This window comes from Paramagnetospirillum marisnigri (assembly GCF_001650715.1).
Lineage (GTDB): Bacteria > Pseudomonadota > Alphaproteobacteria > Rhodospirillales > Magnetospirillaceae > Phaeospirillum > Phaeospirillum marisnigri.
Map to the genome: position 1 here is coordinate 14,660 of NZ_LWQT01000098.1, position 11,060 is coordinate 25,719.

At 63.2% G+C, this 11,060-nt stretch carries 11 protein-coding genes; 5 read left to right on the top strand and 6 right to left on the bottom strand.

Translation table 11 applies throughout. The features are described 5' to 3' along the window. The first annotated feature begins 199 nt into the window (after positions 1-199). On the top strand, positions 200-1,036 hold the full coding sequence (locus A6A04_RS17530; protein ID WP_068495238.1) for a radical SAM protein: 837 nt from the start codon (positions 200-202) through the stop codon (positions 1,034-1,036). Between the two features lie 48 nt (positions 1,037-1,084). On the opposite strand, the gene serA is transcribed toward A6A04_RS17530, so the two are convergent. Both serA and A6A04_RS17540 read right to left on the bottom strand, forming a co-directional pair. Next, complete coding sequence (gene serA, locus A6A04_RS17535) at positions 1,085-2,662, bottom strand: phosphoglycerate dehydrogenase (protein ID WP_068495239.1); 1,578 nt, start codon at positions 2,660-2,662, stop codon at positions 1,085-1,087. Positions 2,663-2,731: 69 nt separating this feature from the next. Next, positions 2,732-3,910: a phosphoserine transaminase gene (locus A6A04_RS17540; protein ID WP_068495241.1), complete on the bottom strand. Its 1,179-nt coding sequence runs from the start codon at positions 3,908-3,910 to the stop codon at positions 2,732-2,734. Between the two features lie 145 nt (positions 3,911-4,055). On the opposite strand from A6A04_RS17540, the gene A6A04_RS17545 reads away from it, so the two are divergent. Together A6A04_RS17545 and A6A04_RS17550 are read left to right on the top strand one after the other, a co-directional pair. Then, complete coding sequence (locus A6A04_RS17545; protein WP_156612675.1) at positions 4,056-4,850, top strand: YkgJ family cysteine cluster protein; 795 nt, start codon at positions 4,056-4,058, stop codon at positions 4,848-4,850. A 165-nt stretch (positions 4,851-5,015) separates the two neighbouring features. After that, positions 5,016-5,387, top strand: a complete 372-nt coding sequence (locus A6A04_RS17550; protein ID WP_245651273.1) for an argininosuccinate lyase — start codon at positions 5,016-5,018, stop codon at positions 5,385-5,387. A 59-nt stretch (positions 5,388-5,446) separates the two neighbouring features. Here A6A04_RS17550 and thiD read toward each other — a convergent pair whose 3' ends face one another. Next, the gene (gene thiD / locus A6A04_RS17555; protein ID WP_068495245.1) at positions 5,447-6,244 is read right to left on the bottom strand and encodes a bifunctional hydroxymethylpyrimidine kinase/phosphomethylpyrimidine kinase; all 798 of its coding nucleotides are present in this window, start codon (positions 6,242-6,244) and stop codon (positions 5,447-5,449) included. A 161-nt stretch (positions 6,245-6,405) separates the two neighbouring features. Between thiD and A6A04_RS17560 the strand changes: the two genes are divergently transcribed. Further along, complete coding sequence (locus A6A04_RS17560; protein ID WP_068495247.1) at positions 6,406-6,594, top strand: hypothetical protein; 189 nt, start codon at positions 6,406-6,408, stop codon at positions 6,592-6,594. Positions 6,595-6,610: 16 nt separating this feature from the next. Here the strand turns inward: A6A04_RS17560 and glmM are convergent, their stop codons facing one another. Then, a complete protein-coding gene (gene glmM / locus A6A04_RS17565; protein ID WP_068495250.1) occupies positions 6,611-7,966 on the bottom strand; it encodes a phosphoglucosamine mutase in 1,356 nt (451 codons plus the stop codon). Between the two features lie 182 nt (positions 7,967-8,148). Between glmM and A6A04_RS17570 the strand changes: the two genes are divergently transcribed. Further along, positions 8,149-8,607 (top strand): hemerythrin domain-containing protein, encoded by a 459-nt coding sequence (locus A6A04_RS17570; RefSeq protein WP_068495251.1) that lies wholly within the window; start codon positions 8,149-8,151, stop codon positions 8,605-8,607. Here A6A04_RS17570 and A6A04_RS17575 read toward each other — a convergent pair. Both A6A04_RS17575 and A6A04_RS17580 read right to left on the bottom strand, forming a co-directional pair. Further along, entirely contained in the window at positions 8,582-8,935 is a 354-nt protein-coding gene (locus tag A6A04_RS17575) for a PilZ domain-containing protein (protein ID WP_068495254.1), read from the bottom strand. The two genes, A6A04_RS17570 and A6A04_RS17575, sit on opposite strands and share 26 nt — an antisense overlap. Before the next feature lie 143 nt (positions 8,936-9,078). Next, a complete protein-coding gene (locus A6A04_RS17580) occupies positions 9,079-10,635 on the bottom strand; it encodes an alginate export family protein (RefSeq protein ID WP_068495256.1) in 1,557 nt (518 codons plus the stop codon). Positions 10,636-11,060: the final 425 nt, after the last annotated feature.

Sequence of the window (11,060 nt, forward strand, 5' to 3'; positions counted from 1 at the left end):
ATTGACTTGACTATTGCTTACAGCAGAGGACACAGCAACTTTTGATCAAGGAACGACTCCCTGAGTCGTAGATTTGATTGCTCAACATGCCAGGCGATCGGCCGCCCCTGATATCCGTGGCGATTGACCGGCCTTTCGGCCTCGGCGCACAATGCTCCACGCCCAGGCCGCGAAAGCGGCAAGATTCCGGAGTGCCCGCATGGCCGACGATATTTTCACCCTTCCCTTCGGGATCGAGATGGATATCGCCCAGTCATGCAACCTCCACTGCCGGTTCTGTTCCCATTACTCCAATTACGGCTTGAAGGGACTGGTGCCGCTGAAGGATTCGGCGCCGTGGCTGGCGGCCCTGAAGCGCCGGGTGATCCCGAAGCATTTCCAGTTGCTGGGCGGCGAGCCGACCCTGAACCCGGAACTGTGCGACTATATCGTCTTCGTGCGCGAACTCTGGCCCGAGGTGGACCTGATCGTCGCCAGCAACGGACTGCTGTTGGACCGCCAACCCGATCTGTGGCGGGTGCTGGCCGAGACCGGGGCGAAGCTGGCCATCAGCCGCCATTCCAGCCTGGATCAGGCCTATCTCGCCAAATTCGAGCCCGCCATGGACAAGGCCCGCGAACAGGCAAGCCGGTTCGGCGTCGATCTCACCATCCGCCAGGGCTACGCCGCCTTCGCCCGGACCTATCTGGGCGAGGGTCCAAGCATGCGCCCCTATGCCGAGGGCAATCCGGCGGCGTCATGGGAGTTGTGCACCAGCAAGTACTGCACCACCCTGTTCCGGGGCCGGTTGTGGAAATGCCCGCCCATCGCCTTCCTGCCGCTGGTCGCCGCCAAGTTCGGCCTGGACTCGGTGCCGGAATGGCAGCCCTATCTGTCCTATGGCGGTCTCGACGTCATGGCCTCGGCCAGCGATTACGCCGCCTTTCTCAACGCCAATTACGCGCCTCAATCCATCTGCGGCATGTGCCCCACCCGGTGGGAGATTCACGAGCATGTGGATGTGATGACGGCGCCGCGCTTCCCCGCCGCCCAATGAAAAGCCCCGCCGGACCATGATCCGGCGGGGCCGTTCTTTGCCGTTGTCTTAGAAGCTCAGCGTCTTGGCCTGCACCACCTGCGGCAGCGCCTTGACCTTGTCCAGCAACTCGGCGGAAACCGGCTGATCCACCTGGGTCAGCAGGATGGCGTCGCCGCCCGCCTCGTTGCGGCCCAGATGGAAGGTGGCGATATTGACGCCGTGCTGGCCCAGCAGCGAGCCCAGGGCGCCGATGAAGCCCGGCTTGTCCTGGTTGGTGACATAGAGCATGTAGGGGCCCAGTTCGGCCTCGATGGCGATGCCCTTGATATCGACCAGGCGGGGCTTGTCGCCGCCGAACAGGGTGCCCGCCACCGAGCGCTCGCGCTGGTCGGTCACCACGGTCAGGCGGATCAGGGTGTGGTAATCGCCCTCGCTGTCGGTCTTGACCTCGGACACCTTGATGTTGCGTTCCTTGGCCACCACCGGGGCGTTGACCATGTTAACGGCCTCGTTCATGGGCTTCAGCAGCCCTTCCAGCACGATGGCGGTCAGCGGCTTGGTGTTGAGGCCGCCCACATGGCCGAGATATTCGATCTTCACTTCCTTGATGCCGGTCTCGGTCAGCTGTCCGGCGAAGCTGCCCAGCTGGTTGGCCAGACGCATATAGGGGCGCAGCTTGGGCGCGTCCTCGGCCGAGACCGAGGGGATGTTCAGCGCATTGGTGACGGCGCCGGTCAGCAGGTAGTCGGCCATCTGCTCGGCCACCTGCAGGGCGACATTCTCCTGGGCTTCCGAGGTGGAGGCGCCGAGATGGGGGGTGCACACCACCTTCTCGTGGCCGAACAGGATGTTCTCCTTGGCGGGCTCGGTCTTGAACACGTCCAGCGCCGCCCCGGCAACCTGGCCGGAGTCCAGAGCCGCCTTGAGGTCCTCTTCCACCACCAGACCGCCACGGGCGCAATTGATGATGCGCACGCCCTTCTTCATCTTGGCCATGGCCTTGGCGTCGATGATGTTGCGGGTGGCGTCGGTCAGCGGCGTGTGCAAGGTGATGAAGTCGGCGCGCGGGAACAACTCGTCCAGCTCGACCTTCTCGACATTCAGCTCCTTGGCGCGCTCATGCGACAGGAAGGGGTCATAGGCGATGACGCGCATGCGCAAGCCCTGGGCGCGGTCGGCGACGATGGCGCCGATATTGCCGCAGCCGACGATGCCCAGCACCTTGCCGGTCAGCTCGACGCCCATGAACTTGGACTTCTCCCACTTGCCCGCATGGGTGCTGGCATTGGCCTGGGGAATGTCGCGGGCCAGGGCGAACATCATGGCGATGGCGTGTTCGGCGGTGGTGATGGAATTGCCGAAGGGGGTGTTCATCACCACCACGCCACGGCCGGTGGCGGCGGGAACGTCCACATTGTCGACGCCGATACCGGCGCGGCCGACCACCTTCAGATTGGTGGCGGCGGCCAGTATCTCGGCGGTGACCTTGGTGTTGGAGCGGATGGCGAGCCCGTCATAGCCACCGATGATGGCCTTCAATTCGTCGGGGGCGAGGCCGACCTTGACGTCGGTCTCGATGCCGCGATCCTTGAAGATCTGGACGGCGGCGGGGCTCAGCTTGTCGCTGATCAGAACTTTCGGCATGAATCTTCCCTCATGGAGTTCGGGCGCCGCCCCGGTGAAGGGCGGCGCCCGCGTTTATTGTTGGGATGGTCAGGCGACCTTGGCGGCGAACTCGGCCTTGACCTGGGCGAAGGCCCAGTCCAGCCAGGGCAGCAGCGCCTCGATATCCTTGGTCTCGACGGTGGCGCCGCCCCAGACCCTGAGGCCGGGAGGAGCATCGCGATAGGCGCCGATGTCGTAGGCCACCTTCTCCTTTTCCAGGATCGACACGATCTTCTTGGCGGCGGCCGCCTGATCGTCGGCGGACAGCTTGGCGAAGAAGGGCGCCTTGATGGACAGGCAGATGGATGTGCAGGAGCGCACCTTGGCGTCGTCGGCCAGATTGGCGGCCCAATCGGACTTGTCGGCCCAGGCCTGCACCGCCGCCAGATTGGCTTCGGAGCGGGCGATCAGGGCCTTGAGGCCGCCGATGGACTCGGCCCATTTCAGGGCATCGATCTGGTCTTCCACCGCGATCATGGAAGGCGTGTTGATGGTCTCGCCCTTGAAGATGCCTTCGGACAGCTTGCCGCCCGAGGTCAGGCGGAAAATCTTGGGCAGCGGCCAGGCGGGCTTGTAGGTGGTCAGCCGCTCGACGGCGCGGGGGCTCAGCACCAGCATGCCATGGGCACCCTCGCCACCCAGCACCTTCTGCCAGGACCAGGTGACCACGTCGAGCTTGTCCCACGGCATGTCCATGGCGAACACCGCCGAGGTGGCGTCGCAGATGGTCAGGCCCTTGCGGTCGGACTTGATCCAGTCGCCGTTGGGCACCCGCACGCCGGCCGTGGTGCCGTTCCAGGTGAAGACCACGTCACGGTCGCAATCCACGTCGGCCAGGTTGGGCAGCTCGCCGTAACCGGCCTTGAGCACCCGGACATCTTCCAGCTTCAACTGCTTGGTGATGTCGGTGATCCAGCCCTCGCCGAAGCTTTCCCAGGCCAGGGCATCGACACCCCGGGCGCCCAGCAGCGACCACATGGCCATTTCCACCGCGCCGGTATCGGAAGCGGGAACGATACCGATGCGATAGTCGGCGGGAATGCCCAGCACCTCGCGGGTACGGGTGATGACTTCCTCCAGGCGCGCCTTGCCGATCTTGGCGCGGTGGGACCGGCCCACCGGAGTGTCCTTCAGCGCATCCACCGTCCACCCGGGACGCTTGGCGCAGGGACCAGAAGAGAAATTGGGATTATTCGGCCGAAGGCTCGGCTGCGGAAAATCGGTCATAGGATGTAACCCTCCCTCTTAGGAAGGGACGCGGCCCGTTGGGGGGCCGTGGCCCGGCGGGAGTTTATGAGGGGGCGCGCCAGCCCGTCAACGAGGCAATTGGGGGCTTTCAAAGATTCCCCGGCACGGCTGGCGTCGGCTGGCTGTGCTTGCTATCCTCCCCGCCATGACCAGCCCCTTCACCGCCGAGTCCGCCCTCAAATCCATCACCGCCCCCCGCCAGGGATCGGGCCGCACCAGCCCCTTGCGCGATGCCGCCTTCGACGCCGTCCAGGCGGCGGTGACTCCCAAACTGGCCGATGGAGCCGAGGCGGCGGTTGCCGCCGTGGCGAAGGCCTGGGCGGTGGCCGAGGAGTTGTGGGCCAAGACCCGCGCCACCCCCGCTTTTGCCCTGGGAACCCCCAAGGCCGCCTGTGGCAAGGGCTGCGGCTGGTGCTGCCACCAGCGGGTCGGCGCCGCGGCGGTGGAAGTGCTGCATATCGCCGAGCGACTGCGCTCCCATCCCACCCGGGACGAGATGCTGGCAAGGCTGGAAGCCTGGCCCCAGGGGCGGGCTTGCGCCTTCCTGGTGGACGGCGCCTGTTCCATCTACGACATGCGCCCCCTGAAATGCCGGGGCCTGTACCAGTTGGATGCCCGCTGGTGCATGACCACCTATGCCAAGATGGACGTGCCGCTGTTCGGCCCCGCCCCCAGCCACGACTTCCAGATTCCTCCAAAGGACGTATTCGACGGAGCGGTGTTCGGCCTGGCCCTGCCCTTCCACCGCTCCGGCCACGACTGCCCCGGGGTTGATTTCATTCCCGCCCTGAAGGCGATCATCCACCGCCCCGACGCCGCCCTGGCCTGGTGGCGGGGGGAATCGGTGTTCCCTGCCGACACGCGCCTGCATGACTGGTTCCCGCCGCTTTCCAAGACGGGAAAGACGAAGCGGAAGTGATCAAAGCCATGCACTGGCGACACTTTCTTTACCTGCAATAAAATGCATTACTCCCCAGCGTTACATTGTGACGATTGATTACGACACCTTGCACTCTGAAACTTGGCGGAATAACATCCCACAGCAAGTACAATGCATGACGTTATGAATATGCAGGGGATGACTATGAGAACCAAACTTCTTGCAAGCTTGTTTGCTTTTGCCATTGCCGCTCCCGCCCTCGCCCTCGCCCAGGACGCCAAGCAGGATTTCACCCTGGTCAACCGGACCGGCTATGAATTGAACGCCGTCTATGTGTCGCCCAGCCATGCCGAGGATTGGGGCAGCGATGTCATGGGTCGCGATACCCTGGCCAATGGCGGCACAGTCGATATCCATTTCAACCGCGCCAGCAGGACCTGTAACTGGGATCTGAAGGTGGTCTATACCGTCGATGATTCCAGCGCGGTCTGGCACGATATTGATCTGTGCACGGTGAGCAAGATCACCATCCGCTACAACAAGAACACCGATACCACCACCGCCAGCTACGACTGAGACGCGGACCGGAGTCGGGAATGATGGGGCGGCCGAGGCATCGGCCGCCCCTTTGCTGTTCAGGGCATCACGACCGTATGGCCGTGATTGAGCGGTCCATGGCCGCCGCCCAGGCCCGGCGCGGTCTCGATGGCGCGGCGGACATAGTCCCTGCCCCGAGCCACCGCCTGATCGATCGCCATGCCCTGGGCGATGCCGGTGGCAATGGACGAGGCTAGGGTGCAGCCGGTGCCATGGGTGGAGCGGCCGGGGATCCGTCGCCCGGCGAAGCGTCGCACGCCCTCGCCATCGGCCAGCAGATCCACCAGATCGTCGCCCTCCATATGGCCACCCTTCAGCAGCACGGCTTGCGGCCCCAGGGCCAGCAGATCGACCACCGCCCGTTCCATGGCTGCAAGATCGGGAATGGGTCGACCGAGCAGGACCTCGGCCTCGGGGATATTTGGGGTCAGCAGCCTGGCGCGCGGCAGCAACTGACGGACCAGCGCCCCGGCGGCGCTGTCGGCCAGCAAGGCGGCGCCGCCCTTGGCCACCATCACCGGATCAAGCACCAATGGCACATGGGGGGCGAAGTCCTCCAGGGCTTGAGCCACCGCCTCGATGATGGCAGCAGAGGCCAGCATGCCGGTCTTGACGCAGTCGGCGCCGATATCGGTCAGAACCACTTCCATCTGGCGACGGACGAAGTCGGGCGCCACCTCGGAAATCCCGAATACCCCATGGGTGTTCTGGGCGGTCAGCGCCGTGATGGCCGTGGCGGCATAGCCCCCCAGGCAGGTCACCGCCTTGATATCCGCCTGGATTCCGGCACCACCGCCCGAATCCGATCCAGCCACCGCCAGCACCCGTCCGAGCATTCCCGTTCCTTTCTTTCCGTCACAAATGCGCCACAAACTACATATCGGTGATTTATTGTAACAACCCACTAAATAAAGCTTTAGTCGTGTTGTGCAGCGCAGCAGCCGTAGGTATGATTTTTCTTATACGAAAGATGACGCACCATCGAACGAGGTCCAAGATGCAATATCGCTGGGAAGAAATCGATCAGCTTGCTGAAATCCTCGAGGCCGAGGCCGCCGGGCATTCCATCGACCACGAACGCGCCCGCCATCTGGCGCAGCGCCTGTGCGAATTGTGCCCCGACATCGCCAGGACCATGAGCCGGGTGATCGAACGGGCCAGCGGACTCGCCGCCCGGGCGGCCTGACCCCGAAGCGACCGAATTACCCGGCCACCCGCTGGATGGTGTCGACGATCCCGTCGACCACGGCGGCGACCAAGGCGTCGTCCTTACCTTCGGCCATGACCCGGATCAGGGGCTCGGTGCCCGATTTGCGGATCAGCACCCGCCCGGTCCCGGCCAGACGGGCCTCGCCTTCGGCGATGGCGGCTACCACCGTCGTATCGGCCAGCACCTCGGCCACCGAGGACTTGGCCACCCGGACATTCTTCAGAATCTGCGGCAGCGGCAGGAACAGGCGCAGGATCTCGGAAGCGGGCTTGCCCGACTGCACCAGGGCCGCCAGCACCTGCAACGCCGCCACCAGACCGTCACCGGTGGTGGAATAATCCGACAAGATGATATGGCCGGACTGCTCGCCGCCAACATTGTAGCCGTTCTTGCGCATGTGCTCGAGGACATAGCGGTCGCCCACATTGGTCCGCGCCAATCCCAGGCCACGCTGGTCCAGGAAGTGCTCCAGCCCCAGATTGGACATGACGGTGGCGACCACGCCACCGCCCTTGAGCTGCCCCGACTTTCGCCACAGATCGCCGATCAGGGCCATCAGCTGGTCGCCGTCGATCAAGGTGCCATGCTCGTCGCACAACACCACCCGGTCGGCATCGCCATCCAGCGCGATGCCGAGATGGGCGCCATGGGCCACCACCTGACTGCGCATGGTTTCGGTGTGCAGCGATCCGCAATCCTTGTTGATGTTGAAGCCGTCGGGCGCCACCGCCACCGGCACCACCTCGGCACCCAGTTCCCACAGCACGGTGGGAGCGACCTTGTAGGCGGCGCCGTTGGCGCAGTCGATCACGATCTTCAGCCCATCGAGCCGCAGGCCCTTGGGGAAGGTGTTCTTGACGTATTCGATATAACGACCGTTGGCGTCGTCCAGACGCTTGGCACGGCCGAGATGGTCGGAGCCCACCCGATAGGCTTCCATCCCATTGGCCATGCTGGCCTCGATGGTCAGCTCATCCTCGTCGGACAGCTTGAAGCCGTCGGGGCCGAACAGCTTGATACCGTTGTCCTGATAGGGATTGTGCGACGCCGAGATCATCACGCCGAGATCGGCCCGCAAGGACCTGGTCAGCATGGCCACGGCGGGTGTGGGCAGCGGCCCCAGCAGCATGACGTCCATGCCCACCGAGATGAACCCGGCGGTGAGCGCCGGTTCCAGCAGATAGCCCGACAGACGGGTATCCTTGCCGATCACCACCATGTGGCGATGGGGACCGCGGGTGAAATGCCGCCCGGCGGCCATGCCCAGCTTCAACGCCATTTCGGCGGTCATGGGCTCGATATTGGCGGTGCCTCGCACCCCGTCGGTGCCGAACAGCTTGCGCGTCATGTGTCTGGATCATCCCTTCTGGCGGAAGAGCGATTGATTAGCAAGCCCCGGCGCCAATGGGAAGGGGAAAGGGACTCTCACGCCGCCGAGGTTCACGCGGGTGATACGCAGGCTTGTCATTTGACCTCCAGGGTCCGGCTACCTAACTATCATACGATAGGCAGGTAAGCCCCGGAGGTCCCATGCTTCACTGGAACATGTCCCTGGAAACCGGTATCGCCGCCGTCGACCATGGCCGTCGCCAGCTCCTGGAGGCCATGGTGGACTTCATCCAGATTGTCGACGATCCGGGTCTCAACCAGAAGCTGGTGGCCGAACGGACCGGCGCCATCTTCAAGGCCATGAAGGTCGCCTTCGCCGCCGAGGAGGAGTTCCTCAACGGTCGGCCCGAGGCGGACTCGGCCCCCCATATCGCCTCCCATGCCGCCTACAGCCTGGCTTATGTGGATCTGTGCAAGAAGCTGGTGCCCAAGATCAGGAATCTCAAGCAGGCCCAGCAGGCCTGCCTGGAAATCTATCGCTGCATCGAACACGGGGTGTTCAAGCATGTGGGCGAGGAAGCCCTGGCCTATAAGCGCATGCGGCGCCAAGCATCGTCACAATCGCCCAGCCCGGTCACGTCGTCGGCTTCGCCAGCTTAAGAGTGAATTTGCCGGTCATCAGAGTCACCACGTCATCCAGCGACAGATAGGCGTAGAATCTGGCCCCCGCCAAGCCATCCTTGGCCCACATCACCGTGGCGGAGAACACCGTCCCATGGCTGTTGGTGACCAGAAGATCGACCGGGGGCGGGGTCAAGTATCCCATAGCCCCCTCGATCTGCTCGAAGCGCAATTTGAAGCCGCCGGGCGATGCATCCACCATGAAGGCGCGGGACTGGAAGGCGTCTACCGTGAACACCCCTTCCGTGCCGCAATTCTGCCGCTGCCAGGTACGGTTCCCCAGCCCACCTTCAAGCTTCTGATCCATAGTCACCGTCTTCCCCTCGGGGCCGTGAGGCATACCTCCAGGTTAGGCCGACTGCCCCATTCTGTCCATCTTCCCCCTTAAAAAAGTTCAGCCCCGCCCCCCTCGCGCGGAGGGAGACGGGGCTGGCCTTGGGGGTCAGGAAACTAGAACTTCACGACCAGGGCGGTCTCACCCAGATACCAGGTCTTGTCCGCGTCCCAGCCATTGGCATTGTTCTTCAGGTATTCGCGGTAGCCGGTCCCGGCCTTGGCCATGCCAAAAGCCGCGGTCAGCAGCAGGTGGTCATTGATGGTCCACTCGGCGGTGAAGTCGATTTCACGGGCCAGATTGTCGGAGGTCACACCGGCATTCTGGGTCTTCTGATCGTAGTTATAGGTGAAGCCCAGCACGCTCAGCTTGACATTGTCCAGCGGATTGATGGACAGCGCCACTTCGTGGATGTTCACGTTGCTGTTGGAGATCACGTAGTTGCCGATGATCTCGCCGATGAACCAGGTGCCGTAGCCACGGGTGATGGCATTGTAGAAGAAGGGATCATAGGCCTTCTTGGTGGTGTCGCCCGGGGACTTGTCGCCGCTGAAATGCGCGTAGCGATAGGTCAGCTTGGGGGTCATCGGCAGGTCGGAGAACTGATAGCCCGGCTCGATATACCAAGCGTTGGCGTTCACCTTCTTATTGTTCGAGGAATTGTTCTCGTAGACATAGTTGCCGTACAGCGAGAAGTCCGGCAGGAACGGCAGGACATTGCCGCCCACATGGGCCGAGAACACGTTCATGCCGTCACGGTTGGAGGTCAGGGTATTGGTGACCGTGGTGTTGCCGCCGTTACCGGTATTGCCGAAGGCGAAGTTGTTGCCGTTGCTGGCGTCGAACACCTTGAAATAGGTGATACCGGCATACCACTTGCGGTCGGCATAGACGGTGGCGCCGTCCTTGGCGGGCTTGCCGTCCTCGCTGGCCAGGTTCTCGAAGATTTCGAGATTGCCACCGATCAGGCGGGTCTTGGCATTGTCGACCAGGCCGGGGTCCAACTTGCTGTTGGCCGACACGTTCTGCAGATAGAAGATGTCGCCGCGCACCGGGCCGCTGGCGGCCTTCAGGATGCCGGTCTGCTCGAAGGCGGTACGGGACTGGGTCCAGTACATGCCGCGCTTACCCTGGTTGTTGACGCCGTTGCTGATCAGGAAGCCGTCGGCGACGCGGAAGCTTTGACGGCCGCCGGAGATGTCGAGGCCGTTCTCGTCCAGGAAGGGAACCAGATTGCCGGACTTCCAGCCGCCATACAGATTTTCCAGCTCCAGCAGGATGGGACGGCCATAGGTGGTGGAAACCAAGCTGGCGTCGCCGTCGCCGCCGGTGGCGGTCACCTGGGCGCTGACATCGCCGTAGAAGGTGCCGTGGGTGCCGGTGTCATAGGCGGCCTTCAGTTCCGGATGGATGAACCATTCGGTCCAGGCGGGATGGCCGGAAATCCGCTTACCGGGAGCAGCCGCGCCGTTATTGGACCACGAACCGGCGCCGAACTGGGCACCCGGCGAGGAGAAGGCCGCGATACCGCCGGTGAAGGCGCCATCGATCTTCAGGCCGCCATTCTCGTAAAGCGACACATCGGCGGCGGCCGGGGTAGCGGCGAAGCCGAGAACGGCGGAGAGAATCGCGCCAGAAATCAGGCAGCGGCACCGGAGATTACGTTCAACCATCACAAACTCCCTTGCGGAACGGGACAACATTGCAAATCCGTAAAGCAACGCACATGCCAACCTTGCGTCGCTTGGCTGGCCTCGATTCCGCGATATCGCGAAAGAACCGCCATGCCATTTTGTTAAGCAAGGCTTTTCTAGCTGACTCAATATTAGGCAAGCAAGGTGGATTCAGCGTTTCCAGCCATCCGCCCCCATTCCGGCGGCGATTGTTGCAATCGCGCAACACATTCGCAAAGCGGCAACACAGCTACACCTATTCTAAACTTCCACCCACCACAGACTCCACCCCACACAACATGGAGCGCACCCAGACACGGGAAGTACCATATGAGGATGGCGCCTAACTCAGCCACGATTACGCAACAAGGGCAGGATGATTTCCATCACCCTGCCCCCATCGTCTCGCCCCTTTGGCCTATCCG

What these genes read in the sequence shown, in the direction of transcription:
- A6A04_RS17540 (WP_068495241.1), bottom strand. Translation starts at nt 3,910, where the DNA reads ATGACCGATTTTCCGCAGCCGAGCCTTCGGCCGAATAATCCCAATTTC.
- A6A04_RS17580 (WP_068495256.1), bottom strand. Translation starts at nt 10,635, where the DNA reads ATGGTTGAACGTAATCTCCGGTGCCGCTGCCTGATTTCTGGCGCGATT.
- A6A04_RS17560 (WP_068495247.1), top strand. Translation starts at nt 6,406, where the DNA reads ATGCAATATCGCTGGGAAGAAATCGATCAGCTTGCTGAAATCCTCGAG.
- A6A04_RS17570 (WP_068495251.1), top strand. Translation starts at nt 8,149, where the DNA reads ATGCTTCACTGGAACATGTCCCTGGAAACCGGTATCGCCGCCGTCGAC.
- thiD (WP_068495245.1), bottom strand. Translation starts at nt 6,244, where the DNA reads ATGCTCGGACGGGTGCTGGCGGTGGCTGGATCGGATTCGGGCGGTGGT.
- A6A04_RS17575 (WP_068495254.1), bottom strand. Translation starts at nt 8,935, where the DNA reads ATGGATCAGAAGCTTGAAGGTGGGCTGGGGAACCGTACCTGGCAGCGG.
- glmM (WP_068495250.1), bottom strand. Translation starts at nt 7,966, where the DNA reads ATGACGCGCAAGCTGTTCGGCACCGACGGGGTGCGAGGCACCGCCAAT.
- A6A04_RS17550 (WP_245651273.1), top strand. Translation starts at nt 5,016, where the DNA reads ATGAGAACCAAACTTCTTGCAAGCTTGTTTGCTTTTGCCATTGCCGCT.
- A6A04_RS17530 (WP_068495238.1), top strand. Translation starts at nt 200, where the DNA reads ATGGCCGACGATATTTTCACCCTTCCCTTCGGGATCGAGATGGATATC.
- serA (WP_068495239.1), bottom strand. Translation starts at nt 2,662, where the DNA reads ATGCCGAAAGTTCTGATCAGCGACAAGCTGAGCCCCGCCGCCGTCCAG.